The sequence below is a fragment of the Glaciimonas sp. OK215 genome, assembly GCF_057787885.1.
Window position 1 is genome coordinate 5,009,908 of sequence record NZ_CM173544.1, and the last position, 24,342, is coordinate 5,034,249.

General features: G+C 55.3%; 25 protein-coding genes and 1 other RNA gene. 13 read left to right on the top strand and 13 right to left on the bottom strand.

Annotated features, from left to right (window positions below; all coding sequences use genetic code 11):
- Nucleotides 1-128: 128 nt before the first annotated feature.
- Nucleotides 129-1,445 (top strand): D-amino acid dehydrogenase, encoded by a 1,317-nt coding sequence (locus AC3CHX_RS23140; RefSeq protein WP_488630326.1) that lies wholly within the window; start codon nt 129-131, stop codon nt 1,443-1,445.
- A gap of 198 nt (nt 1,446-1,643) precedes the next feature.
- On the opposite strand, the gene AC3CHX_RS23145 is transcribed toward AC3CHX_RS23140, so the two are convergent.
- On the bottom strand, nt 1,644-2,153 hold the full coding sequence (locus AC3CHX_RS23145; RefSeq protein ID WP_488630327.1) for an Lrp/AsnC family transcriptional regulator: 510 nt from the start codon (nt 2,151-2,153) through the stop codon (nt 1,644-1,646).
- A 188-nt stretch (nt 2,154-2,341) separates the two neighbouring features.
- On the opposite strand from AC3CHX_RS23145, the gene AC3CHX_RS23150 reads away from it, so the two are divergent.
- From AC3CHX_RS23150 to AC3CHX_RS23160, 3 genes are all read left to right on the top strand, one after another.
- Nucleotides 2,342-3,487 (top strand): branched-chain amino acid ABC transporter substrate-binding protein, encoded by a 1,146-nt coding sequence (locus AC3CHX_RS23150; protein ID WP_488630328.1) that lies wholly within the window; start codon nt 2,342-2,344, stop codon nt 3,485-3,487.
- A 93-nt stretch (nt 3,488-3,580) separates the two neighbouring features.
- Complete coding sequence (locus AC3CHX_RS23155; RefSeq protein ID WP_488630329.1) at nt 3,581-4,726, top strand: branched-chain amino acid ABC transporter substrate-binding protein; 1,146 nt, start codon at nt 3,581-3,583, stop codon at nt 4,724-4,726.
- Nucleotides 4,727-4,990: 264 nt separating this feature from the next.
- On the top strand, nt 4,991-6,136 hold the full coding sequence (locus tag AC3CHX_RS23160) for a branched-chain amino acid ABC transporter substrate-binding protein (protein ID WP_488630330.1): 1,146 nt from the start codon (nt 4,991-4,993) through the stop codon (nt 6,134-6,136).
- A gap of 157 nt (nt 6,137-6,293) precedes the next feature.
- Here the strand turns inward: AC3CHX_RS23160 and AC3CHX_RS23165 are convergent, their stop codons facing one another.
- Complete coding sequence (locus AC3CHX_RS23165) at nt 6,294-6,602, bottom strand: c-type cytochrome (protein ID WP_488630331.1); 309 nt, start codon at nt 6,600-6,602, stop codon at nt 6,294-6,296.
- Nucleotides 6,603-7,184: 582 nt separating this feature from the next.
- Here AC3CHX_RS23165 and AC3CHX_RS23170 point away from each other — a divergent pair.
- From AC3CHX_RS23170 to AC3CHX_RS23185, 4 genes are all read left to right on the top strand, one after another.
- The gene (locus tag AC3CHX_RS23170; protein ID WP_488630332.1) at nt 7,185-7,424 is read left to right on the top strand and encodes a TIGR04438 family Trp-rich protein; all 240 of its coding nucleotides are present in this window, start codon (nt 7,185-7,187) and stop codon (nt 7,422-7,424) included.
- 127 nt (nt 7,425-7,551) lie between these two features.
- Nucleotides 7,552-8,448, top strand: a complete 897-nt coding sequence (locus AC3CHX_RS23175) for a LysR family transcriptional regulator (RefSeq protein WP_488630333.1) — start codon at nt 7,552-7,554, stop codon at nt 8,446-8,448.
- The gene (lgt, locus tag AC3CHX_RS23180) at nt 8,449-9,255 is read left to right on the top strand and encodes a prolipoprotein diacylglyceryl transferase (RefSeq protein WP_488630334.1); all 807 of its coding nucleotides are present in this window, start codon (nt 8,449-8,451) and stop codon (nt 9,253-9,255) included.
- 103 nt (nt 9,256-9,358) lie between these two features.
- Nucleotides 9,359-9,790 (top strand): DUF4019 domain-containing protein, encoded by a 432-nt coding sequence (locus AC3CHX_RS23185; protein ID WP_488630335.1) that lies wholly within the window; start codon nt 9,359-9,361, stop codon nt 9,788-9,790.
- 89 nt (nt 9,791-9,879) lie between these two features.
- Here AC3CHX_RS23185 and AC3CHX_RS23190 read toward each other — a convergent pair whose 3' ends face one another.
- From AC3CHX_RS23190 to AC3CHX_RS23235, 10 genes are all read right to left on the bottom strand, one after another.
- Nucleotides 9,880-10,341, bottom strand: coding sequence for an EVE domain-containing protein (locus AC3CHX_RS23190; protein ID WP_488630336.1), 462 nt, complete (start codon nt 10,339-10,341; stop codon nt 9,880-9,882).
- Nucleotides 10,342-10,497: 156 nt separating this feature from the next.
- Nucleotides 10,498-10,677: non-coding RNA, 6S RNA (gene ssrS, locus AC3CHX_RS23195), on the bottom strand.
- A 46-nt stretch (nt 10,678-10,723) separates the two neighbouring features.
- The gene (locus AC3CHX_RS23200; RefSeq protein WP_488630337.1) at nt 10,724-11,035 is read right to left on the bottom strand and encodes a cell division protein ZapA; all 312 of its coding nucleotides are present in this window, start codon (nt 11,033-11,035) and stop codon (nt 10,724-10,726) included.
- Entirely contained in the window at nt 11,032-11,259 is a 228-nt protein-coding gene (locus AC3CHX_RS23205) for a DUF904 domain-containing protein (RefSeq protein WP_488630338.1), read from the bottom strand. Before AC3CHX_RS23205 ends, AC3CHX_RS23200 begins: the two co-directional genes overlap by 4 nt.
- A gap of 90 nt (nt 11,260-11,349) precedes the next feature.
- Nucleotides 11,350-11,859 carry an FUSC family protein gene (locus AC3CHX_RS23210; protein ID WP_488630339.1) on the bottom strand — a complete coding sequence of 170 codons (510 nt, stop codon included), beginning with the start codon at nt 11,857-11,859 and terminating at the stop codon, nt 11,350-11,352.
- Nucleotides 11,860-12,044: 185 nt separating this feature from the next.
- Nucleotides 12,045-12,269: a formate dehydrogenase subunit delta gene (locus AC3CHX_RS23215; RefSeq protein WP_488630340.1), complete on the bottom strand. Its 225-nt coding sequence runs from the start codon at nt 12,267-12,269 to the stop codon at nt 12,045-12,047.
- Nucleotides 12,270-12,376: 107 nt separating this feature from the next.
- Entirely contained in the window at nt 12,377-13,198 is an 822-nt protein-coding gene (gene fdhD / locus AC3CHX_RS23220; RefSeq protein ID WP_488630341.1) for a formate dehydrogenase accessory sulfurtransferase FdhD, read from the bottom strand.
- Nucleotides 13,199-13,218: 20 nt separating this feature from the next.
- The gene (fdhF, locus tag AC3CHX_RS23225; protein ID WP_488630342.1) at nt 13,219-16,071 is read right to left on the bottom strand and encodes a formate dehydrogenase subunit alpha; all 2,853 of its coding nucleotides are present in this window, start codon (nt 16,069-16,071) and stop codon (nt 13,219-13,221) included.
- Nucleotides 16,068-17,624: a formate dehydrogenase beta subunit gene (locus AC3CHX_RS23230; protein ID WP_488630343.1), complete on the bottom strand. Its 1,557-nt coding sequence runs from the start codon at nt 17,622-17,624 to the stop codon at nt 16,068-16,070. Before AC3CHX_RS23230 ends, fdhF begins: the two co-directional genes overlap by 4 nt.
- A gap of 20 nt (nt 17,625-17,644) precedes the next feature.
- Nucleotides 17,645-18,100 (bottom strand): formate dehydrogenase subunit gamma, encoded by a 456-nt coding sequence (locus AC3CHX_RS23235; protein ID WP_488644906.1) that lies wholly within the window; start codon nt 18,098-18,100, stop codon nt 17,645-17,647.
- Nucleotides 18,101-18,491: 391 nt separating this feature from the next.
- On the opposite strand from AC3CHX_RS23235, the gene AC3CHX_RS23240 reads away from it, so the two are divergent.
- Complete coding sequence (locus AC3CHX_RS23240) at nt 18,492-19,568, top strand: substrate-binding domain-containing protein (protein ID WP_488630344.1); 1,077 nt, start codon at nt 18,492-18,494, stop codon at nt 19,566-19,568.
- An 18-nt stretch (nt 19,569-19,586) separates the two neighbouring features.
- On the opposite strand, the gene AC3CHX_RS23245 is transcribed toward AC3CHX_RS23240, so the two are convergent.
- The gene (locus AC3CHX_RS23245) at nt 19,587-20,942 is read right to left on the bottom strand and encodes a CynX/NimT family MFS transporter (RefSeq protein WP_488630345.1); all 1,356 of its coding nucleotides are present in this window, start codon (nt 20,940-20,942) and stop codon (nt 19,587-19,589) included.
- 256 nt (nt 20,943-21,198) lie between these two features.
- Between AC3CHX_RS23245 and AC3CHX_RS23250 the strand changes: the two genes are divergently transcribed.
- From AC3CHX_RS23250 to AC3CHX_RS23265, 4 genes are all read left to right on the top strand, one after another.
- Nucleotides 21,199-21,999 (top strand): basic amino acid ABC transporter substrate-binding protein, encoded by an 801-nt coding sequence (locus tag AC3CHX_RS23250; protein WP_488630346.1) that lies wholly within the window; start codon nt 21,199-21,201, stop codon nt 21,997-21,999.
- A gap of 135 nt (nt 22,000-22,134) precedes the next feature.
- The gene (locus AC3CHX_RS23255) at nt 22,135-22,569 is read left to right on the top strand and encodes a putative quinol monooxygenase (RefSeq protein ID WP_488630347.1); all 435 of its coding nucleotides are present in this window, start codon (nt 22,135-22,137) and stop codon (nt 22,567-22,569) included.
- 44 nt (nt 22,570-22,613) lie between these two features.
- Nucleotides 22,614-23,417 (top strand): basic amino acid ABC transporter substrate-binding protein, encoded by an 804-nt coding sequence (locus AC3CHX_RS23260; protein ID WP_488630348.1) that lies wholly within the window; start codon nt 22,614-22,616, stop codon nt 23,415-23,417.
- Nucleotides 23,418-23,574: 157 nt separating this feature from the next.
- Nucleotides 23,575-24,318, top strand: a complete 744-nt coding sequence (locus AC3CHX_RS23265) for an amino acid ABC transporter permease (RefSeq protein WP_488630349.1) — start codon at nt 23,575-23,577, stop codon at nt 24,316-24,318.
- Nucleotides 24,319-24,342: the final 24 nt, after the last annotated feature.

The window sequence follows — 24,342 nt, forward strand, 5'->3', positions numbered from 1 at the left end:
CAAAATATATTCAAACATGACTGAACGAAAAAAATTTAGCGCTCAGATTGAATGCATAAACAATCCAGAACTTCATACAATATCAGCACTAAGTTAAGACAATTCGTAAGACAATTCGGAGATTCAGCATGAAAGTGATTGTATTGGGAGCCGGCGTTATCGGCACTGCCTCAGCATGGTTCCTGAACAAGGAAGGCAACGACGTCACCGTCATCGACCGTCAACCTGGTGCAGCACAAGAAACCAGTTTTGCCAACGGTTGCCAAATTTCGGTATCGCATGCTGAACCGTGGGCCAACCCACAGGCGCCATTCAAGGTGCTGAAATGGTTGGGCCAGGAAGATGCCCCGCTGCTATATCGCTTTCGTCCGGAATGGCTGCAATGGAAATGGGCATTGAATTTTTTACGCGAATGCACACCATCACGCACCGCCGACAACATTCGCCAGATCGTTGCCATCTGCGAATACAGCCGCCAGACTTTGCAGTCCGTACGCGCCGAAACGGGCGTCGAATACGACCACCTGGTGCGCGGCATTCTGCACTTTTACACAGAACAAAAAGAATTCGACGACTCGCTGCCGGCGGCCAAGCTGATGCGCGATCTGGGTTGCCCGCGCAACTCGATCAGCGCCGATGAAGTCGTCAGAATCGAACCGTCGCTGGCGCGCATCCGCGACAAAATCGTCGGCGGCGACTTTACCGACAATGACGAATCCGGCGACGTCTATAAATTCACCACCGGGCTGGCCCGCAAAGCGGAGGAAGCCGGCGTCAAGTTCCGCTTCAACACCACGATTACCCGCCTGATCACTGAGGGCAGCGGCGCCAGCGCGAAAATTACCGGCGTCGAAATCATCACACCAGACGGTCGTCATCAGGTCTTGCATGCTGACGCCTTCGTGGTCGCGATGGGCAGTTTTTCGGAGCAATTGCTAAAACCGCTCGGCATCAATCTGATGATTTATCCGGGCAAAGGCTATTCGGCCACCTATCGCATCACCAATCCTGACGCAGCGCCTACCGTGTCATTGACCGATGATGGTTACAAATTGGTGGTATCGCGCCTGGGCGATCGTTTGCGCGTGGCAGGCACCTGCGAACTGAATGGCTACACACGCGATCTGAACACGACCCGTTGCGAAGCGATCACGCGCCGCACCCGTGAGTTGTTCCCGGATGCCTGCGACTATGACAATCCGACTTACTGGACCGGCCTGCGGCCACTGACGCCCTCGAATGTGCCGTATATCGGCAAGACCAGGATCAGCAACCTGTTCCTCAATACCGGTCACGGCACGCTCGGCTGGACCATGGGTTGCGGCTCTGGTCGGGCGATTGCGGAAATCATGTCCGGCCGCCGGCCGGAAATAGATTTCTCTTTTACCGGCCTGCCGCGTCGTGGCCCGGCACCCGCCTTTCAGCCACGTGAAGCACAGGCCTGAGCCAGGCCAAAGCCGGGTTTCCGGCCTGACAGTTCTGACTTGACGTATGTTCAGCCCCATAAAAAAGATCGCATCTGATTTCAGCGGCGGTCTTTTTTGCGCAATGTATTACCATGGTCCAAATATTGCTTTGAAAAAACAATACAGCGTAGCGCGTACCGGCTCTGACGGGCTAACGCACTATTCAAGGGCATCGGCTTACTTGGCCGCCCGCACCTGAATAGTGGCGGCCTTCTCATCGAAGGCCACCCGGGTGACAAACTTGGCGCGCTTCATGGGAAAACGAGATTGAAAGTGACGAACATTGCCAGAACCTGAAATAACCCTTCTCACGAACTGATAATACGCATCCATATCGATGACATGCACCACCAGGAAATAGTCGTAATCCCCGGACACGAAATAGCACTGCATGACCTCGACCTCCTTGTTCATGCGCAATTCGAATTCCTGCATGTGCTCATCGGACTGGTTGGTCAGGGAAATTTCGAGGAATGCCAGCATGCCGTAACCCAGCGCAAACGGATCGACCAGGGCGACATCGGCGTTGATCACGCCGGCCTCGCGCAAATCCCGGATGCGGCGCAGGCAGGTTGGTTGGGAAATATGCGCTTTATCGGCCAGGGTCCGGGTCGGCATTTGATTGTCGCGTTGCAGCAAGTTAAGTAACTTGCGATCAACCTTATCGAGGTTGTGTTGTTTGGTCATATCGGGAGAGTGAGTGAATGGGTGATGCAAAAAAACGCATAAAACCTCTTTGCTAACTGTTTTTTATGATGTACCGTTTGCATGTTCGCAGCAACTTAATAAGCTGCAAACGGAGGGACAAGGTTTAAAAGCAGGCGTGTATTACTAGTTTTACTTAGTTTTATTTTAAATCCTCAGGAGAGAAATTCATGCAGATCAAGACCAAAATGATTCCGTTGGTTGGCGCTGTCGCACTTGCGCTTGCTGGCTCGGTTTTCGCACAAGAAGAAGTCGTCAAGATCGGCCACGTTGGCCCACTCACCGGCCCTAACGCCCACATTGGCAAAGACAATGAAAACGGCGCTAAGATGGCGATCGATGAATTGAATGCCAAAGGCACCATGATCGGCGGCAAAAAAGTCAAATTCGAATTGCTCGGCGAAGACGATGCCTCCGATCCTAAGATAGGCACTACGGTTGCCCAGAAACTGGTTGATGCCCACGTCAATGGCGTCATCGGTCACATGAATTCCGGCACCACGATCCCCGCATCGAAGATCTACTACGATGCCGGCATCCCGCAAATCTCACCATCGGCAACCAACCCGAAATACACTCAGCAAGGCTTTAACACCGCGTTCCGCGTGGTCGCCAACGATGGACAACTGGGTGGCACATTGGGTCGTTACGCAGTCGAAAAACTGGGAGCCAAAAAAATCGCGGTGATCGATGACCGTACTGCGTACGGTCAAGGGGTTGCGGAAGAGTTCACCAAGGGTGCAAAAAAAGATAAAGCCGAGATCGTTGCGACACAGTTCACCAACGACAAGGCGACCGACTTCAACGCCATTCTGACCTCGATCAAAGCCAAGAAACCAGACCTGATATTCTTCGGCGGCATGGATGCGGTTGGCGGCCCAATGCTGAAGCAAATGAAACAGCTCGGGATCAAAGCCAAGTTCATGGGCGGTGATGGCCTGTGTACTACGGAACTGGCCAAACTGGCTGGTGAAGGCCTGGAAGACGACCAGGTAGTCTGTGCGGAAGCTGGCGGGGTGCCTGACGCTGGCAAAAAAGCCCTGGAAGAGTTCAAGGTCGAGTATAAGAAGAAATTCAATCAGGACGTCGTGATCTACGCACCATACGTCTACGATGCACTGATGACCATGGTCGAGGCAATGCAAAAAGCGAAATCAGCCGATCCGAAAAAATACCTGCCTGAACTGGCCAAGATTCATCACAAAGGTGTTACCGGCCCTATCGCTTTCGATGCCAAAGGCGATATCAAGGACGGTTCGTTGACGTTGTACACATACAAAGGCGGCCAACGTACTTTGCTGACAGTGACTAAATAATTAGTCTCGGGTCGCAAGTGAAAGCGCTCCGGCTTTAACGCCGGGGCGCTTTTTTCTTTTTGAAGAGGTTGGTTTGGAAGCAGGAGGAAATACATGCAGTTCAAGACCAAAATGATTCCATTGGCCGGTGCAGTCGCATGCGCCGTTGCCGGCGCCGCGTACGCACAAGAACAGGTGGTAAAAATCGGCCACGTCGGCCCACTCACAGGCCCGGTCGCGCATATGGGCAAAGACAATGAAAATGGCGCCCGCATGGCAATCGAAGAGTTGAATGCCAAAGGCATCACGCTCGCCGGCCGGAAAGTTAAATTTGTCCTGCAGCCGGAAGATGACGGCAGCGACCCCAAATTGGCCACCAGCGTAGCGCAAAAGCTGGTCGATGCCAAAGTCCAGGCCGTCATCGGTCACCTGCAATCCGGCACCTCGATCCCGGCATCGAAGATTTACTACGACGCCGGCATTCCACAGATTTCACCATCGGCCACCAGTCGCAAATACACGCAACAAGGCTTCAATACCACCTTCCGCGTCGTCGCCAACGACGGCCAGCTGGGCGGAACGCTGGGGCGCTATGCCGCCAAAACCCTGCACGCAAAAAATGTCGCCGTGATTGATGACCGCACCGCCTACGGACAAGGTCTGGCTGAGGAATTCATCAAGAGCGCCAAAGCCGCTGGAATGAATATCGTCAGCACGCAATACACCAGCGACAGGGCGACCGACTTCAATGCGATCCTGACCGCTGTCAAAGGCAAGAACCCCGACCTGATTTTCTTTGGCGGCATCGACGCCAGTGCCGGTCCTATGCTGCATCAGATGAAGCTGCTCGGCATCAAGGTGAAATTGATGGGCGGCGACGCCATCTGCACCAACGAGCTGCCGCAACTGGCCAGCGACGGCCTGCTCGACGATCAGGTGGTGTGCGCGGAAGCCGGTGGCGTGGAAAAGTCCGGCCAGAAGAAACTGGATGCCTTCAAAGCGGCGTACAAGAAACGCTATAACGGCGAGATCAAGCAATACGCGCCATACACCTACGATGCGGTGATGACGATTGCGGATGCGATGCAAAAAGCCGACTCCGCCGATCCGAAGAAATATCTGCCGCAGCTCGCAAACATCCATCACAAAGGCGTGACCGGCGCTATCGCTTTTGATGCCAATGGCGATATTAAAGATGGTGCATTGACCATCTACACTTTCAGAAATGGTCAGCGCACGGCGTTGACGGTGACCAAATAATTTGCCGCCAAAAGGTGACGCCAACTCGCAACCTCAGCTAAAGCCGACGTTGGCCAAGGTCGAGGTGTGCCGTGGATGGCGCGTTCCCCGCCGCGTCGTGATCGGTTCGTAAGCAGGTTCTTAGAAGAGGCCTGAAGCAAATGCAGGATTTAGGTGCAAGGTCATCTACAATGATGGGCGCGTATGCAGTTTAGTTTTCAACAGACTGTTTTGATTACGTTGTTTTTTGATTCCCTTAAATTTGGCATCCTCAGGAGGAAACACATGCAATTTAAAACAAACATAATTCCTTTGTCTGCCGTCATCGCACTGGCATTTTCCGGCGCGGCTTCCGCCCAGGAACAAGTCGTCAAGCTGGCGCACGTCGGTCCAATGACCGGCCCAATCGCCCACATCGGCAAAGACACTGAAAACGGCACCAGAATGGCTGTCGAAGAACTGAATGCCAAAGGCATCACCATTGGCGGCAAGAAAATCAAATTCGAACTGCTCACCGAAGATGATGCCGGCGATCCGAAGCAAGGCACTGCGGTCGCGCAAAAACTGGTCGATGCAAAAGTACAGGGTGTGGTTGGCCATCTGCAATCCGGCACCACTATCCCCGCGTCGAAGATTTATTACGATGCAGGCGTCCCGCAAATCTCGCCGGGAGCCACCAACCCGAAATACACGCAACAAGGCTTTAACACCGCCTTCCGCGTAGTTGCCAACGATGGTCAATTGGGTGGCACATTGGGTCGTTACGCCGTCAAGACACTGCATGCCAAAAACATCGCAGTGATCGATGACCGTACCGCTTATGGCCAGGGCCTGGCACAAGAGTTCGCCAAGAGCGCCAAGGCCGCGGGCGCGAATATCGTCGCTACCCAATTTACCAACGACAAGGCCACCGACTTCAACGCGATCCTGACCGCGATCAAATCAAAGAAGCCTGATGTGGTTTTCTTCGGTGGTCTGGATGCCGGTGCCGGCCCTATGCTGCGTCAAATGAAGCAACTGGGAATCAACGCCAAACTGATGGGCGGCGATGCGATCTGTACCACGGAACTGCCGAAGCTGGCTGGCGATGGCTTGCTTGACGATCAGGTCATTTGTGCTGAAGCAGGCGGGGTTCAGGAATCCGGCAAGGCGGCGCTGGATGCGTACAAAGCCGCATACAAGAAGCGCTTTGGCAGTGAAGTCATCATTTACGCGCCGTATGCTTATGATGCGTTGATGACATTGGCAGACGCAATGCAAAAAGCGAACTCCACCGATCCTAAAAAATACCTGCCGGCACTCGCCAAAATCAACCACAAGGGTGTCACCGGCACCATTGCATTCGACGCCAAAGGCGACATGAAAAATGCGACGTTGACTTTGTACACTTACCGAGGTGGACAACGCACTATCCTGGCAGTGACCAAGTAAATTTGAAGTAAGTTGGAAACCGGCTTATTTAACATCGCCCCGACTTGAATATCGGGGTGATTTTTTTGTCGACGGTCCACTCGTTTCCATCTTCGATCAAAAAAAAAGCACTCGCGCGAGTGCCCTTCCTTGAAATCTCATGTTCTCTGCCGCTGGTTTACTTCAGCGACAATATCCACTTAACCAGTGTGTGCGCTTCAGCATCGCTCACTTGCGCATTGGCAGGCATCGGAACCGGACCCCAAACGCCGGAACCGCCCTTCATTACCTTTTGTGCCAATTTATCTTCGGCATCGCCTTGACCGGCATACTTTTTTGCCACGTCTTTAAACGCTGGACCAACCACCTTGTTACCAACCGAGTGGCAGGCCATGCAATTCCTGGCCCTGGCAAGATCAGCGTTGGCCAGCGCACTACCCGATACCAACGCCGCGCATACCGCACAGATCAACACACTACGTTTCATAACATCTCCTCCGAATAAATTACATGCGCGCTACCAACCGGGCCGTATTGTCTCATGTTCACGTATCTCCACCGACTATCCGGCATCGACCATGTAGCTTCATAAACGCCTGACAGACCGATATCGTTGACCGTTGTCACATTTCAACATATCCTGCACCGACATCGGCCTTAACCTAGAAACGGTAGTTGGACCGGCGCGAGTGTGCGTTTTTCCGGCTTTCTGGCTAGGGTGTAGCAGGGGTTTCGAGCAGCATGCTGCTCGCCTGCGGAACGATCTGCGCTTACCAGCGCAGATGCGCCCTGCAAGGGCGACGACATGCTGCAAGGAGCAACGCCCGTGGCCCTGTAGGGCAGGAGTGTTCCCTTGCAAGGGAACACCGTTGCACGGGCAGGCGACATGTCGCCTGAATTTCCCGCGCAACCGCCAGGGAGCCGGAAAAATGTGCAATCGTGCCGGTAGCGTGGTCACCCAACAGGTGACTGTATTCAACGAAGAAATTTTTTAATTTAATCAATACCTTATAGGCACCTTGAAGCGGTCAACTGCCGTTTCTAGGTTTAATCGGGTTAAGGGAATACCATGCCACTCATCATCGCCATCGTTTTGCTGGTCGGCTTGAAATATTTTGCGATAGGCCCGTTCGCCGACATCTCCTGGTGGTGGATAGCCGGCTTGATGGCGGTTGGGTTCATATGGTTTGAATTTCTGGAACGCGCGCTAGGCCTCGATAAACGGCGCGCACACGAACAAATGGAAAAAGCGCGCCAGGAACGCGTGAAAAAAGCCTTTGAGGCGCAGAACCGCTCCGATCGTAAGTAAACGAACGCCCCGCATCCGCTCGACAGCTGCCGTAATGGCAGCGTTTTTATATCCCCCAGACATCGCTCGACTTGCCTCTATTCATTCAATGCAGATATGATGCCCTCAGGATTAATATGGATGTCATATGAACATAGAGCTGCGGCAACTCCGTTACTTCGTCGCGGTTGCCGAGGAAAAACACTTCGGCCGGGCCGCAATCCGGCTGCATATGACGCAGCCGCCGCTTTCGCAGACGATACAGGCGCTGGAAGCCGGCATCGGTGCTGCGCTGTTTGCCCGCACCAAACGCAGCGTGGCACTGACACCGGCAGGTCTGGCCTTGCTGCCGGAAGCGCGTCGTATTCTGCAACAGGCCAGCACCCTGCCCGATCTGGTGCGACGCGCCGCCTCCGGCGAATCAGGCTTGTTGACGCTGGCCTTTGTATCGACCGCCGATTACAGTATTTTGCCGCCGTTGCTACGTGAGTTTCGCGAGGCCTATCCCCATGTCCAGATAGATTTAAGAGAAGCCACCAGCGACCTTCAGCTTGAACAATTAGCGCAAGGCCAGATTGACGCGGGGTTGTTGATTCCACCTCTGTCGGACAAAGCAAAACAGGTGCTGGACTATTTTCCGGTATTGTCGGAACCACTGATTCTGGCTGCGCCGACTGGACACAAGGCATTACGTGCGAAAGGAAAAATCAGTTTGAACTCCTTGAGCGATTTACCACTCATCATCTTCCCCCGACGTATTTCGCCCGGCTTTCACGACACGATACTGGCCTGCTTCCGCAACGCCGGCCAGACGCCACATATTGGCCAGGAAGCAATCCAGATGCAAACCATCGTCGGCCTGGTGTCGGCTGGCATGGGATGCGCGCTTGTGCCACAATCGGTGTCGAATTTAAAACGTCCCGGGGTCGACTACCGGGAGCTGGAAGATGCCACGCCGCTGGTCGAAACCGGCCTGGCCTGGCGCAAGGACAATACCTCGCCGGTGTTGCAAGCTTTTTTAGAATTACTACGAAAGAAACCATAAATGCTGATTCATCCCATGCCCGACCCGATCGCCTTTTCTCTGGGCCCGCTTCATGTCCGCTGGTACGGCCTGATGTATCTGCTGGCATTCGTACAGTTCATCTGGGTCGGTAGAATTCGGATTAAGCAGCCGCATATCGCGGCGGCCGGCTGGAAAAAAGAAGACCTGGACGACATGCTGTTTTACGGCGTACTCGGGGTCGTCATCGGCGGCCGTCTGGGTCAGGTGTTTTTTTACGATCCCGTCTATTACTTCACCCACCCATCGCAAATTATCGCGGTCTGGAACGGCGGCATGTCGTTCCATGGCGGCTTCCTTGGTGTCCTCGTCGCGATGGCGTGGTGGGGCCGCAAAAGGGGTCGCAAGCTGATGGATATCATGGATTTCATCGCGCCTATGGTGCCGCTCGGCTATGCCGCAGGCCGTCTGGGCAATTTCATCAACGCAGAACTACCGGGCCGGGTCGCCGATGCAGCGTTACCGTGGGCCATGATCTGGCCGAACGTCGATAATCTGCCGCGCCATCCATCACCGATTTACCAGATGCTGGTGGATGGTATTTTGCTGTTTGTCATACTCTGGCTGTTTTCCCGCAAACCGCGACCACGGATGGCGGTCGCCGGCATGTTCAGCTTGCTGTATGGCTGCGCCCGTTTTTTCACCGAATATTTCCGCGTGCCGGACTATAACGTGACATTTGCTGGAGTGACAATTTCTGCCGGCCAGATGCTATCGGTGCCGATGGTGGTGATTGGGATAGTGCTGCTGGTGCTGGCGTACCGAACGCCGCGTCAAACTGCCGGCTAAGAATGCAGGGCGGATGCGGATAGCTTTATCCGCCCTGCGACATACATGGCGACGCATACCGTCCTGCAAAAATTTTTGTGAACCTGGCAAGCGAGAATGACAAATGAAAACTCTTCTGGCACTACTCACCGTTACGCAATTAGCGTTCATCCCCCCATCCTTTGCTGCCGACCCCGCACAGGAAACCGCAGCAAAGCGTCAAGCCGAAGCTGCAGCTGTTTCCTGGCTCGCTCTTACCGATGCAGGAAAGTATGCGGAAAGCTGGGACAAGGCTGGCACATTATTTAAAAGCAACGTGACAAAAGCAGTCTATGAAAAGGCGATCCAGGCAACACGTACATCTATGGGATCGCTCAGATCCCGTTCAGTAAAATCCGCCCAATACACCACCACTTTACCCGGCGCGCCCGATGGCGAATATGTCGTCATCCAGTTTCAAAGCGAATACGAAAACAAAAAGTCTGCGGTCGAAATCATCACGCCCATGCATGAAAAGGATGGCTCATGGAAAGTGACGGGTTATTTTATCCAGTAACTATTCGCCCGCTCAACGCTTAGCGCCGGTGCCAGCAGCTTGATTGAAGCGTTCGGATAGCGATCAGGAATTGCGCTGCACCTGAACCATCACGCTTTCAATTCCGACATCAGGCACTTCCATTCGGCGCCAGTGACAGGCGTAATCGACAAGCGATTCCCACGTCGCAAGATGTGCATCTCGGCCAGTTCCGGCTGCGCCCGCAATTCCGCCAACCCAAGCAGCCGCGTCTTTTCAAGTGCACGCACATCGACCAGCATCCAGCGCGGATTTTCGCGACTGGCTTTGGGGTCGAAGTATTTGCTGCCCGGATCGAACTGGGTGTCGTCCGGATAGGCAATGCTGGCAACCTGTGCGATTCCGGCAATGCCCGGCTCGGCACAACTGGAATGATAAAACAGTACGCCGTCGCCAACCTGCATGACGTCGCGCATAAAATTGCGGGCCTGATAATTCCGCACACCGTACCAGGCAATCGTTTGCTCCGGCATGGCCAGCACATCATCGATGCTGGCATCTGCCGGTTCGGATTTCATTAGCCAATATTGCATTTTTGCTCTACCGGAAACAGTCAAAAGATAAGAAGGATGCGTGTAGCGCTTCAGTTTTTTGCGCGACAATCGGCGCAAGGCGCTGCGCTGTTCCGCCCCCATACTTTGGAATATCCATAAAAAAAGCGGCTGCATCTACATGCAACCGCTTTTGAATTAATTCCCGCCAGTGCCGCTTTGCCGGCATCCTGAACCAAGAAGGTTCAAGTTGGCTACAGTTAGTTCAACTTCGGGTTCATCGAACTAGCGACGCTCACTCCCATCGAACAATATCCCGTAACCGCTGCGTAAAGATGGTTCAAGGAATTATGGCAATGGCGAACACGGCAGGAGCGCTAAGTTTACTCCAAACTTACTTCATGTCAAACACTTTGGAGAAAATTTAAAACAGCACTTCCTGCGGCCCCAGTGCTTGATCCAGCACCGTATGCATCGCGGCTATTTTTTGTTTTACTTCCGCCATTGTGAGGTCGGACAACGGGCCGTCCGGCGCCTTCGCCGACAGCATTTCCGCTGCCATGCCAAGCGCCGCGATCACCGCGATACGATCGTTGCCACGAATTTTTCCGGCATCGCGTATCGCACACATCTTGCCATCCAGATAAGCCACGGCCTGCTGCAATACCGCCTCTTCGCCTTCTTTGCACGCCAGGGTATAGGCCTGGCCCATGATATTGACGCTTAACTGGGTCATGCATTCTCCTGAACTTGAGTCTCGTCTTGCGGCAATGCCGGGATTTTTTCGAGTAACGCGGCAACCCGCTGATGCGCCTCGTTGATACGCTGCGTCAGATCGGCATTTTCACTGACTAACGTGGCGGCATTCAAGCGCAAGTCAGCATTTTCATGCCGCAATGTCTGGGTCAGTTCGGCCAGTTGCCGGATTTTTTCGGATAGTTGATGGAATTCTGAAATCATGTCGCCACTATAGGGTTGTCGATGAATCTACGTCAATAGATTCAATCGATGAATCATTCATTTTCGCCGGTCTGCGGCAAACTGACGCAATCACTTGGCGCCATTTGTCACCTGCTTGATGAGATAAGCGTAAACCAGCGCCTGCAATAATGCCACGCTGCTGCCGGCCAGCACTTCCCCCACCCGGAGCAAAGCCAGATGAAGCTCCTGATGAAGGCCGGTTCCCTCAATCGCGGCGGACATCAGGATCACCACCGTCGCCGGGCCCAAACGCCAGTTGGACGGATAGTTGTGCAACAACATCGCCACCAGTACCGACAGCGCCAACGCGATCAGCATCGGAAAGAATCCCGGCCCCAGCAGCACCAGTGTCAGGCAGGCGACCACACAGCCGTTGACGGTATTGATCAGGCGGACTTTGAAATTCGCCTTGGCCAGCGTGATATCGGGTTCGGTCACAATAATCAGGGAAATCATCGCCCAATACGGCTCGGCGATCCCCAGCGCGCGCAAGCCATACCAGGTGATTAGCGAACCGCTGAGAATCTTGATGAGATATAAAAATGCATTCTTTCTGGGGCTGATGAATTGAAATTCCATTGAATCCGGACGATAAAAGCGATGCGTAACAAATAAATGCGCGAGTAGTGCATTGCGCCGGCCGCAAGTGTGGTGATAGCGAGAAGCTGTTGTCCCGGTTATTCTAGCCGACAATGGCAAACGGCCACCACTTCAGGGATGCTGAGGTGGTGACCGGATCGGTCGATCGCGTCTTTTCGGAAAATTTACCGCATTGTGTCAGCATGCGCGCGTATGCTCTCGCGTACGATCTCCTTCAATTCCGTCCCATCTTGGCGCTCGGCGTATTCCAGTAACGCGGAGCGCATGCGTGGTTCCCAGGAGCGCTTGATGTGCATGGCAAAATCGTGCATGGCCTGCGGTCGGTCGGGCATGGTTTCAAAAAAGGAACCAATCTGATTGGCCATTTTGATCAGGTTGTCTACGTTCATTGCTTTCTTTCGTTTCTGAATGTCGCAAAGGGGGACAGCGGCAGACTGGCTGGAGTCCGGGTAATTTTTAATCCGGCACAACAGTTTTAAATGATTCAGCGCGCTATTTATTTCATCAACAAGCGCTGCCCATGCGCATACACCACATGCGAATGCTGGCGCATGAAGCCGAGTAACGTCACATCGGCTTGCTGCGCCAACCTGATGGCCAGCGCAGTCGGTGCCGAAATCGCTGCGATCAGACCGATTCCCATCGTGGCGGCTTTTTGTACCATTTCATAGCTGGCGCGACTGGTGATGATGAGCGCCCCGCTAGAAAAGTCCTGCTTGCCCGCCGCCAATGCACCGATCAGCTTGTCCAGCGCATTGTGGCGCCCGACGTCTTCGCGTACCAGCAGAATTTCGCCGTTCTTTTGCAACCATGCGGCCGCATGCGTCGCACCGGTGGCTTGTTGCAATTGTTGTTGCTGTTGCATGCTGTCGACGGCTGCATGCAGGGCCGACACCGCAAAGCGGACGCTGGAAACGACCGGCGGCGGCTTGCGTATTGCCTGCGCCAGCGTTTCGGCACCGCACAGACCGCAACCGGTACGACCGGTCAGGTTGCGGCGCTTTTCCTTTAACGCCATGAAGCGTTGCGAGGCAATCTGCATCTGGACCTGAATGCCGTCGGTGGCAGTGACGATCTCGCAATCGAACAACTCGCTGGGGTCGGCCAGAATGCCTTCGCTTAATGAAAAGCCCAGCGCAAAATCTTCCAGGTCGGCCGGCGACGCCATCATCACCGCATGCGAAATACCGTTGTACTCGAGTGCAATCGGGATTTCTTCCGCGACCACGTCGCGCGCCGCCGTGCCTTGGCCAGCGCGCCATTTTTCAATATCGACCGTGGCGATGGTCGCGTAATCGGCGGGGACTGTGCTGCTCATGTGATGCCAACTCCTGCTCTTTATTTGGAGACCACCGGATCAGCCCCCTGCAACAATCGCAACTGCTGCTCAGTGACGCGACTGTAATCTTTCTGCCATTCCGACGGTTGCGTGACCGGCATGACCTGCACCGCTGTGACCTTGTATTCCGGACAATTGGTGGCCCAGTCCGAGTTGTCTGTGGTGATCACGTTAGCGCCCGACTCCGGGAAATGGAAGGTCGTGTAGACTACGCCGGGCTGCACCCTATCCGTCACCGTCGCCCGCAATACGGTCTGGCCCGCACGTGATTCTATACCCACCCAGTCATCTTCGCGAATGCCACGGTCTTCGGCATCATGCGGATGGATTTCCAATCTGTCTTCGCTATGCCATTCAACATTCTCGGTACGCCGCGTTTGTGCGCCGACATTGTATTGCGACAGTATCCGGCCGGTGGTCAGGATCAGCGGGAATTTCAATGTGACTTTCTCATCCGTCGCAATATATTGCGTGTTGATGAACTTGCCCTTGCCGCGCACGAATTCACCGATATGCATGATCGGCGTACCGTCCGGTGCGGCATCATTACATGGCCATTGCAGGCTGCCGGCTGTATCGAGCTTGGCATAACTGACGCCATGGAAGGTCGGTGTCAGCGCGGCGATCTCGTCCATGATTTCGGACGGATGGCTGTAGTGCATCGGATAACCCAGCGCATTCGCCAGCGCCACCGTGACTTCCCAGTCCGATTTACCGGCCTTGGCCGGCATCACTTTGCGCACGCGGGAGATGCGCCGTTCGGCGTTGGTGAAGGTGCCGTCTTTTTCCAGGAACGACGAACCCGGCAGGAACACATGCGCGTATTTGGCCGTTTCGTTGAGGAACAGGTCCTGCACCACAATGCACTCCATCGCCGTCATCGCCGCAATCACATGCTGCGTATCGGGGTCGGACTGCACGATGTCTTCGCCTTCGCAGTACAGGCCCATGAAGCTGCCATCCAGCGCGGCGTCGAACATATTCGGAATCCGCAAGCCCGGCTCCGGACTCAGCGTCACACCCCAGGCCTGTTCAAACTCTGCCCTTACCGTGGTGTCGGAGACATGGCGATAACCGGGCAGCTCATGGGGGAACGAACCCATGTCGCAGGAACCTTGCACATTGTTCTGACCACGCAGTGGATTAACGCCCACACCATCACGGCCGACGTTACCGGTCGCCATGGCCAGATTGGCAATCCCGATCACCATGGTCGAACCTTGTGCATGCTCGGTGACACCCAGACCGTAGTAAATCGCGCCGTTGCCATTGGTGGCAAACAGGCGTGCGGCGCCACGAATTTCTTCGACAGATACACCCGTCACTATCGCCATTTCTTCCGGCGAATTCTCCGGACGCAGCACGAATTCTTTCCATTCTGCGAACGACTTGGTATCGCAGCGTGCGGCCACGAAAGCCTCGTCCTGCAAGCCTTCGGACAAAATGACATGGGCCAGCGCGGTAATCAGCGCGACATTGGTGCCGGGCCGCAATTTCAAATGGTAATCGGCCTCGACGTGCGGCGATTTGACCATCTCGGTGGTGCGCGGATCGATCACGATCAGCTTGGCTCCCTGGCGCAGACGGCGTTTCATTTGCGACGCAAATACCGGATGGGCCGCGGCCGGATTGGCGCCGATAATCATGATGACGTCCGACTTCATGACCGAATCGAAAGTTTGGGTACCGGCGGATTCCCCTAAGGTTTGCTTCAAACCATAACCGGTCGGCGAATGGCAGACGCGGGCGCAGGTATCCACATTATTGTTGCCGAAGGCGGCGCGCACCAGCTTTTGCACCAGATAGGTTTCTTCATTGGTGCAGCGCGACGAGGTGATACCGCCGATCGCATCCTTGCCATGCTTGGCCTGGATCCGGCGGAATTCTCCGGCGGCATAGCTGAGCGCTTCATCCCATGACACTTCGCGCCACGGATCGGTAATCTTGCTGCGGATCATGGGCGTGGTGATGCGGTCTTTATGGGTCGCGTAACCCCAGGCAAAGCGTCCCTTGACGCAGGAGTGTCCATGGTTGGCCTGGCCATCCTTATGCGGCACCATGCGCACCACTTCATTGCCCTTCATCTCGGCCTTGAACGAACAGCCGACGCCGCAATACGCACAAGTGGTGATTTTGCTGTGCTCGGCCTGGCCCAGCATGATCACGGTTTTTTCGGTCAGGGTCGCGGTCGGGCAGGCTTGCACGCAGGCGCCGCAGGAGACGCATTCGGATTCCATGAAGCTGTCCATCTGACCAGCCGACACGCGCGATTCAAAACCGCGGCCATCGATGGTCAGGGCAAAGGTGCCCTGGGTTTCTTCGCAGGCGCGCACGCAACGATTGCAGACGATGCACTTGGAGGGATCGTAGGTGAAGTACGGATTCGATTCATCTTTCTTCAGCTTCAGATGATTCTCGCCTTCATAGCCGTAACGCACGTCGCGCAGCCCGACCACACCGGCCATGTCCTGCAGCTCGCAATTACCGTTGGTGGGACAGGTCAGACAGTCGAGCGGGTGGTCCGAGATGTACAGTTCCATCACGCCGCGGCGGATATCGGCCAGCTTCGGCGTCTGGGTCCTGACCTTCATGCCCGGCTCGCAGGGCGTGGTGCACGAGGCCGGATAACCTTTCTTGCCATCGATTTCCACCAGACACAAGCGACAGGAGCCGAACGGCTCCAGACTGTCGGTCGCGCAAAGTTTGGGGACATTCACGCCGGCTTCGACCGCCGCCCGCATGACCGAGGTGCCGGCCGCGACTTCGACGCTGACGCCGTCGATTTCCAGCGTCACAAGTTGCTCGGAAACTTTTGCTGGTGTGCCGTAATCAAGTTCATTCATCTGGTTCATTGCTTTGCTCCTTGCGTACCGAAATCTTCAGGAAAATGATCTAACGCCGACAACACCGGCAACGGCGTCATATTCCCCATCGCGCACAACGATCCGTTGACCATGGTGTCGCACAAATCACGTAACAAATGTATCTGCTGCTGTTTCTCATCGACCGGTCCCGCAACGATCTTGTCGATAACTTCCACGCCACGGGTCGAACCGATGCGGCATGGCGTGCATTTTCCGCAGGATTCGACGGCGCAGAATTCCATCGCATAGCGCGCCTGCCTGGCCATGTCGACGCTGTCATCGAACACCACGATCCCGCCATGCCCCACCGTGCCGCCGACTGCGCTGAAGCTTTCATAGTCGATCCTGGTATCGAATAACGATTCCGGCAAATACGGCCCCAATGGCCCACCGACCTGGACCGCGCGCACGGCGCGGCCGCTGGCAGTACCGCCGCCGAAGTCAAACAGCAATTCGCGCAACGTGACGCCGAACGCTTTCTCGACCAGTCCGCCGTATTTGATATTTCCCGCCAATTGCATCGGCAAGGTGCCAAACGAACGGCCCATGCCGTAGTTCTTGTAGAACGCGGCACCGCGCGCCAGAATGATCGGCACCGAAGCAAGCGAAATCACATTGTTGATGACGGTCGGCTTGCCGAACAGGCCTTCCAGCGCCGGCAGCGGCGGCTTGGCGCGGACGATGCCGCGTTTGCCTTCGAGGCTTTCCAGCAGCGCGGTTTCTTCACCGCAGACGTAAGAACCGGCGCCCTTGCGGACTTCAAGGTGGAAGGTCTGGCCGGAATCGAGGATGTTTTGGCCGAGATAGCGACGCGCATTGGCCACCGCAATCGCTTCATTCAATGCGGCGATCGCATGCGGATATTCGGAGCGCACATAGATGTAGCCCTGCGTGGCGCCGACCGCCAACCCGGCGATCGTCATGCCTTCGATCAGCACGAACGGATCATCCTCCATCACCATGCGATCCGAGAACGTGCCGGAGTCGCCTTCATCAGCATTGCAGACAATGTATTTTTGTCCGGCCTTGGCGTTGGCCACGGTCTTCCATTTGATACCGGTCGGGAAAGCAGCACCGCCGCGTCCACGCAAGCCGGAATCCAGCACTTCCTGCACCACGGCAGCAGCGTCCATGCCGAGCGCCCGCTGCAGACCGGCATAGCCTTCATGCGCCAGATAATCGTCCAGCGAGACCGGGTCGGTAATGCCGACGCGGGCAAACGTCAGGCGCTCCTGCTTCTGCAAGTAGGGGATCTGATCAACCAGGCCCAACGCCAGCGCATGGCCGCCGCCGTTGAGAAAATCGGCGTCGAACAACGCGCCGACGTCTTCCGGTTCTACCGGACCGAAACCGATGCGGCCTGCAGAGGTGGCGACTTCAACCAGCGGTTCGAGCCAGAACATGCCGCGTGAACCGTTACGGATCAATTTCACTGCAATGCCGCGTTGCGCAGCCTGTTTGACAATGGCGTCGGCAACCTGATCGGCGCCGAGCGCAAGCGCGGTCGAGTCGCGCGGTACATACACGGTGATGGCGTTCATAGTAGTGTCCTGAGTGCCCATTACGCACCTCGCCTGGCTTGCACCAATCGGTTGAACTTGTCGGCGCTGACGCGCGCATACAAGTCATCGTCAATCATGATATTCGGGCCGCAGGCACATTGCCCGAGGCAATACACCGGTTCCAGCGTAAATTCGCGATCACTGGTGGTGCCATGAAAATCGCAACCCAGCGCCAGTTTGGCGTGCGCTTCGAGTTGCTCGGAACCACGCGCCTGGCAGGCTTCGGCGCGGCAGATCTGCACCACGTGCTTGCCGGCCGGCTGTTGCCGAAAATGATGATAGAAGCTGATCACGCCATGGACTTCGGCACGCGATAGATTGAGCTGGTCGGCGATCAGCGGGACCACATCGGCGGGGATATAGCCGACCGTATCCTGGATCGCGTGCAAAATCGGCAGCATCGCGCCGGGCAGCCCTTTTAACTCACCAATGACGGCAGCAAGCTGTGCCTTGATTTCCGCCGAGGTTTCGGTCCCGGTCTTCGGTTTCACCTGATGTAGAGTGAATGATTTTCCCACAATACTTTGCGTACTCACAGCGGTCTCCTACCAATACTTCGAATCGCGCGCCGGGCGGCTACAACACAACGCCCTCGCCTTTGAACTTGCCCCAATATTTCCATTCACTTCTTTAAAAGAACTCAACCATATGCAATCAGTTACATATCTTGCCATATGAAAATCAATCTATTTATCCGCATTACTTGCCGTAATCTACCATTGAGAGTAGCCTTCTTCAATAGGCAATACTTTGCATAAAGTTTCTTCAACAAATCGCCCTGCAATGAATTTATTTATTTAGCAACACCCATTGCGCGGCCTGAAGCAGTCATCAATAGGAAGGCCGATGTACAAAGTCATTATCAAACCCCACTGGGAAATTGCGCAGGACGCTGACGCCTCGCTGGACACGGCGGCGCTGCTGGCGTTGTTGACCTCAATCAGGGAAACCGGCTCAATCTCGAACGCCGCGAAAGAAATAAAGCAGTCATATCGGCATGTCTGGGGATTGTTGCGCGCTGCCGAACAGCTGTTCGGTCACCCGCTCGTCATCACCGAGCGCGGCCGCGGCAGCATCCTGACAGCGCTGGCAGAAAAGTTGATCTGGGCTGACCGCCGCATCGCCGCCCGTCTGTCGCCAACCCTGGAAAGCCTGGCATCCGAACTGGAAGGCGAGCTGAGTAAAGTCGTTGCCGGCGCTGCCAAAGCCATCCGCCTGAGCGCCAGTCACGGCTTCGCGGTGGCGGCGCTGCTGAATCAGTTGAATGCAATTCATCTGCCACTTGAACTACGCTATCGAAACAGCACCGATGCCGTCGCCGCGCTGTCGCGAGGCGAATGCGATCTGGCCGGTTTTCATGTTCCATTCGGCGAGTTTGAAGAGGCAACCATGGCTCTCTATGCACGCTGGCTGAACAAGAAGAGCCACTCCCTGATTCATCTGGCAGTGCGCAATCAGGGATTGATGGTGGCGCCGGACAATCCGAAAAACATTCATGCGCTAGCGGATCTGGCCAGGAGCGGCGTGTTATTCGTCAATCGCCAGGCCGGCTCCGGCACCCGCATGCTGCTGGAGTTGCTGCTGGCCAAAGCCGCCGTTGCGCAGCACACGATCGAGGGATTTGAAAGTGCCGAATTTACGCATTCGGCGATTGCGGCGTTTATCGCCAGCGGCATGGCCGATGTCGGATTCGGGGTACAAACTGCAGCAGAGCGCTTCGGGCTGGAATTCATCCCGCTGATTCGAGAACGCTATTTCTTCGCTCTCTCGACCGCCGCGATGCAGGATCCGTTAATGCAGCAATGCATTGCGACGATACAATCGGACATTTTCCGCGACGTGGTGAATCAGCTAGCCGGCTACGACGGCAGCGCTACCGGAGAAATTCTGTCCCTATCGGATGCATTTGCGCATTTTCGTTAATACGAGCAGGCATGCGACCTATAGCGGCGCTGCCTGCCGTTCCACCCTCGCCTCAACGACACCATGCCGACCTGCGCCCAGCCCCGCAATCAGCGCCGCTAGCGCGACCAATACAAACAGAATCGCAGTACTGGTCCAGCCGCCGCTGATGTCGTGCAGAATGCCGACCGCGAGCGGCCCCAGCGCCGCGATGCTGTAACCGACACCTTGCGCCATACCCGACAAGGAAGCGGCGACATGGGGATCGGAGGCGCGCAACACGATCAGCATCAGGGCAATGCTAAATGTCGCACCCTGCCCCAACCCAAGTATCGCGGCCCACACCCAGACCGCGCCTAACTCACCACTCGCGAGCGTGCCGCCAAGGCTGCCGAACAGGCACCCCATCATGCCAGCCAAGGTAAACGCGAGCGCCAGCACAATCAAGAAGCGTTGGTCGCGCGTCCGGGTCGCCAGCCACGGCCCGCCGAAGGCCGTGACCAGTTGCACCGTAATGGACAGCGACATGAGCAGACCGGCATCCAGTGGCGTCATGCCGCGCGCAATTAAAATCGTCGGCAACCAGCCGAATACGCAGTACGCCAGCGATGACTGCAAGCCCAGGTACAGCGTCACTTGCCACGCCAGCCTGCTGCGCCAGACACCGCTCACGCGGTAGCGCTGCTGGCGCCGGGGTGCGCCGCCGACATGCGAAAGTTGCGGCCACCAAAACGCGGCGGCAAGCAAGGTCGGCAGCAGCCAGAACGCCAATGCCGGACGCCAGTCACCGCCCGCCAGTTCTTTGATCGGCACCGTAATACCGGACGCCACTGCCGCCCCGAGGCATAAGGCCATGGTATACAGTCCCGTCATCAAACCCGCCTGGCGCGGAAAATCGCGCTTGATAATCCCCGGCAACAGCACCATCACCACACCGATGCTGGCGCCAGCCAACAAGGTCCCGGCGAACAATCCCGGCACGCCGAAAAACACGCGCAAAGTTATCCCGGCCGCCAGCAATAACAAACCCAATAAAATTGCCCGCTCTGCCGACCACAACCGCGCCAGGCCGGGAGCCAGCGGCGCAAACACGCCAAAACACAAGACCGGCAAGGTAGTCAGCACCCCGGCTGCGGCCGATGACATGCCGGTACTCGCGCGCACGGTGTCAAGTATTGGCGCCAGGCTCGACAATGCCGGCCGCAAATTGACGCCGACCAGAAATATGCCCAGCACCAATAACAACCGTGATTGCGCAGAGCCGACCGCAGTGCCAGTTGCAGCGCCGGTGATCTGGTCGTTATCGTTAACCTCGGCATCGACCAGCAATAATTTCGCTGCTGGCGACTCGGCCTGTGTTGCCATGCGCAATGGCCCACCATCGTTTTGATTCATTACAGCGTCTCCAGCCGGGGTGGCTCTTGTTTTACGGTAAACCGAACATGTGTAAAAGCAGCTTCGAAGTTGATTCTAGCCGATGCAATCTGTCCTGCATAAGCCGAACGCTGCTATAAAAACAGCTGTCAAGGCGCGTCCCTGCATATAATGCTGCGTGGCAATCCGGATAAGAAAGCAATACTATCCAAAAATTGGACGCTTAATTTGATTATTTATCGGTCCGCACTGATGGCGGACCTACAGGAGAAGTTTAATGAAAAGATTATCGAAAGCCTTGGTATGCGTAGTATCGAGTGCTGTTCTATTGGCTGCATGCGGCAAACACGACACTAAAGAAGCTAATACCGCCGCAGCATCCGCAGCCGCGCAAACCGAATACGTAGTCGGCGCAGAGGCAACCTTTGCACCGTTTGAATTCCAGAACGAACAAAAAGAAATCGTTGGCTTCGATGTCGACCTGATGAATGCGATCGCAGACAAAGCCGGCTTCAAGGTCAAATTCGTCAACACGCCATTCGAAGGCATTTTCAATTTCCTCGCGCAAGGCGATCGTGACCTGCTGGCTTCCGCCATTACGATTACCGACGAACGCAAACAAACGGTCGACTTTTCCGAGCCGTATTACGAATCGACCCAATTGATCGTGATACCCAAAGACTCTAAAGTCACCAAATTCACTGATTTGAAAACGCTGACCGTCGGCGTGCAAAGCGCCACCACCGGTGATGAAACGGTACAAAAACTGCTGGGAAAAAGCAATCCAAAAATCAAACGCCTGGAATCGGCAACGCTGGCACTGAAAGAACTGGAAGGCGGTGGTGTTGATGCGGTGGTCCTGGATACCGGCCCGGTAAAAAATTACGTCAAAAATAACGCAGCGCTGGGATTCCACTTCATTTCCGATCCGGATTTTCCAAAAGAGTACTACGGCATCGCCGTCAAAAAAGGCAATGCAGCCTTGCTAGCCAAGGTGAATCAAGGCCTGGCCGCGGTCAAGGCTGATGGTACTTACCAGAAAATCTACAGCAAGTACTTTGCCGACGAAGCGAAGTAACGAAGACCGATTGCATAGCAATATGGGATCCTGTTGGCCGCTCAAGTGGATGCACATGGCGGCCTTCACACAGAGATAATTCCGGGCAATGAATGTGTGTACAACGCGCGTTCCAGGAAAAACAAAAGGAGCATCATGAATAACGTGAATGCAGCTGCTGTCAGCCTTACTTCCACCTGGTTCATAAAACCGGGCTGCGAAGAAGCCGCCGACCAGGCGCTGAACCAACTGGCAATCGATGTGTGCCGGAACGAACCAGACACCCTGACCTACCTGATCCATAAGCCATTCTTACGGGATCGTCGTTTACAGTCTTTACCGCCGGTTGATCCTCTGTCGATATTGTTTTACGAAACGTACCGCACCCCCGACGCCTTTTTTGAGCATGTTCACGGCCCGGTGTTCACCAATTTTGTGCGTACTTATGGTGAACTGTTTGTCGCTGCCAATGGTAATCCGTTTACCTTCGTTGATTTCCTGGAGACAAGCGCCGGCTTTGTCCGCGCTGAAACGAAGGGCTTGGTGAACCAGGCCGTGCATAAGGCAGACATCGTCAATCCATTGGGTTGAATCAAACCGTTCCGAACATCAGAATTCTTTTCAGGAAAGATCACATGAAAAAAAACATCCTGTCCATGCTGGCGCTGACCTGCGTGTGCGCCGCCTTGGTCGCTTGCGGCAAGAGCGCTCCTAAGCCGGCCGAACCGGCATCCTCCTCTGCATCTGCCATTCACGCTGAATATGTCGTTGGCACCGACGCCGCTTACGCACCATTCTCGTCGATGAACGAACAGAAACAAGCGGTCGGTTTTGAGATCGATATCATCAACGCAGTGGCTGAGCGTGCCGGCATCAAAATCAAAGTGGAGAATACCCCGTTCGACGGCATTTTCAACGCGCTGGCACAAGGCGATCGCGACATTCTGATTTCCAGCATCACCATCACCGACCAACGCAAACAAACGGTCGACTTTACCGATCCGTACTTTGAAGCGAATCAGTTGATCGCCGTACCGCTGAACTCCAAGGTTGCTAAATTCGCCGACCTGAAGGCCCTGAAAATCGGCGTCCAAAGCGCGACTACCGGCGATGAAGCGTCGCAACAACTGGTTGGAAAAAACAACCCCAACGTCAAGCGCTTCGAATCCATGCCATTGGCATTTCAGGAACTTGAAGGCGGCGGTGTCGATGCGGTGGTCGGGGATAATGGCGTGGTCGTCAATTACGTCAAAAACAACGCCGCCAAGAGTTTCAAGATCATCACCGATCCATCTTTCCCGAAAGAGTATTACGGCATTGCCGTGAGAAAAGGCAATACGGAATTGCTGGAAAAACTCAACAAGGCATTGGCCGCTATCAAGACCGATGGCACTGCGGACAAGATTTACGCGAAATATTTTGCGGCCGCAAAAACATAGTCGAAGAGCATCAAAAGCCCACGCGGATCTGGGTCCCGGCCCATGAGTACGGTATAATTTTCGCCTAATTTTTACGCGCCAAAATGCGTAACCCACAGGCTACCAAGGGTTACGCATTTTTTATTCATCCCGTCGTACCGTTTCTTCTTAACAAAATATGGATTTCCGCTGGAGCATCATCCAAGGCTACGCGCCACTGTTCGTCAAAGGCTTCTTCATGACGCTGCAGGTTGCTGTGATCAGCATCATCATCGGCACCATACTCGGCCTCTTTCTGGGCATGTTGCGGGTTGCCGATGTCAAGCACGGGCCATGGAAATGGCCATTCCGTGCAGTCAAGGCGCTGGCAAGTTTCTACGTTGCCTTTTTCCGGGGTACCCCGCTGTTCGTGCAAATTCTGCTGATTCACTTCGCCGTCATGCCGCTCCTGATTCATCAGGACAATGGCCTGCTGATTTCCGGCGATCTGGCACGCCACATCAAGCAGGACTACGGCGCGTTCATTTCCGGCGTGGTCGCGCTGTCGCTGAATGCAGGCGCTTACATTTCGGAAATTTTCCGTGCCGGTATCCAGTCGATAGACCGCGGTCAAACCTACGCCGCATCCAGCCTGGGAATGGGTTACCGGGCAACCATGCGGTATGTGGTGCTGCCACAGGCATTTCGCCGCATGCTGCCGCCGCTGGGTAACGAAGCCATCACCTTGCTCAAGGATTCGTCGCTGGTCTCCGCCATCGGCCTGGCCGAACTGGCATATGCGGCACGCACGGTAGCTGGCGCTTACTCGCGCTATTGGGAGCCGTACATTACGATCTCGGCGGTGTATTTCACCATGACGATTTGCCTGGCAACACTGGTGTCGCGTCTGGAACGCAAATACGCTGCACCCGGCCGCCACTAAACGGTGCGGCAAGGCTGGAGCCTG

Bases quoted from the DNA above. Each gene is read 5' to 3' on its own strand.
- AC3CHX_RS23240 (WP_488630344.1), top strand. From the start codon at position 18,492: ATGTACAAAGTCATTATCAAACCCCACTGGGAAATTGCGCAGGACGCT.
- AC3CHX_RS23160 (WP_488630330.1), top strand. From the start codon at position 4,991: ATGCAATTTAAAACAAACATAATTCCTTTGTCTGCCGTCATCGCACTG.
- AC3CHX_RS23215 (WP_488630340.1), bottom strand. From the start codon at position 12,269: ATGAACGTAGACAACCTGATCAAAATGGCCAATCAGATTGGTTCCTTT.
- AC3CHX_RS23205 (WP_488630338.1), bottom strand. From the start codon at position 11,259: ATGATTTCAGAATTCCATCAACTATCCGAAAAAATCCGGCAACTGGCC.
- AC3CHX_RS23165 (WP_488630331.1), bottom strand. From the start codon at position 6,602: ATGAAACGTAGTGTGTTGATCTGTGCGGTATGCGCGGCGTTGGTATCG.
- fdhD (WP_488630341.1), bottom strand. From the start codon at position 13,198: ATGAGCAGCACAGTCCCCGCCGATTACGCGACCATCGCCACGGTCGAT.
- AC3CHX_RS23170 (WP_488630332.1), top strand. From the start codon at position 7,185: ATGCCACTCATCATCGCCATCGTTTTGCTGGTCGGCTTGAAATATTTT.
- AC3CHX_RS23255 (WP_488630347.1), top strand. From the start codon at position 22,135: ATGAATAACGTGAATGCAGCTGCTGTCAGCCTTACTTCCACCTGGTTC.
- AC3CHX_RS23175 (WP_488630333.1), top strand. From the start codon at position 7,552: ATGAACATAGAGCTGCGGCAACTCCGTTACTTCGTCGCGGTTGCCGAG.
- AC3CHX_RS23190 (WP_488630336.1), bottom strand. From the start codon at position 10,341: ATGCAATATTGGCTAATGAAATCCGAACCGGCAGATGCCAGCATCGAT.
- AC3CHX_RS23230 (WP_488630343.1), bottom strand. From the start codon at position 17,624: ATGAACGCCATCACCGTGTATGTACCGCGCGACTCGACCGCGCTTGCG.
- fdhF (WP_488630342.1), bottom strand. From the start codon at position 16,071: ATGAACCAGATGAATGAACTTGATTACGGCACACCAGCAAAAGTTTCC.
- AC3CHX_RS23250 (WP_488630346.1), top strand. From the start codon at position 21,199: ATGAAAAGATTATCGAAAGCCTTGGTATGCGTAGTATCGAGTGCTGTT.
- AC3CHX_RS23260 (WP_488630348.1), top strand. From the start codon at position 22,614: ATGAAAAAAAACATCCTGTCCATGCTGGCGCTGACCTGCGTGTGCGCC.
- AC3CHX_RS23245 (WP_488630345.1), bottom strand. From the start codon at position 20,942: ATGAATCAAAACGATGGTGGGCCATTGCGCATGGCAACACAGGCCGAG.
- lgt (WP_488630334.1), top strand. From the start codon at position 8,449: ATGCTGATTCATCCCATGCCCGACCCGATCGCCTTTTCTCTGGGCCCG.
- AC3CHX_RS23265 (WP_488630349.1), top strand. From the start codon at position 23,575: ATGGATTTCCGCTGGAGCATCATCCAAGGCTACGCGCCACTGTTCGTC.
- AC3CHX_RS23145 (WP_488630327.1), bottom strand. From the start codon at position 2,153: ATGACCAAACAACACAACCTCGATAAGGTTGATCGCAAGTTACTTAAC.
- AC3CHX_RS23200 (WP_488630337.1), bottom strand. From the start codon at position 11,035: ATGACCCAGTTAAGCGTCAATATCATGGGCCAGGCCTATACCCTGGCG.
- AC3CHX_RS23140 (WP_488630326.1), top strand. From the start codon at position 129: ATGAAAGTGATTGTATTGGGAGCCGGCGTTATCGGCACTGCCTCAGCA.
- AC3CHX_RS23155 (WP_488630329.1), top strand. From the start codon at position 3,581: ATGCAGTTCAAGACCAAAATGATTCCATTGGCCGGTGCAGTCGCATGC.
- AC3CHX_RS23185 (WP_488630335.1), top strand. From the start codon at position 9,359: ATGAAAACTCTTCTGGCACTACTCACCGTTACGCAATTAGCGTTCATC.
- AC3CHX_RS23150 (WP_488630328.1), top strand. From the start codon at position 2,342: ATGCAGATCAAGACCAAAATGATTCCGTTGGTTGGCGCTGTCGCACTT.
- AC3CHX_RS23210 (WP_488630339.1), bottom strand. From the start codon at position 11,859: ATGGAATTTCAATTCATCAGCCCCAGAAAGAATGCATTTTTATATCTC.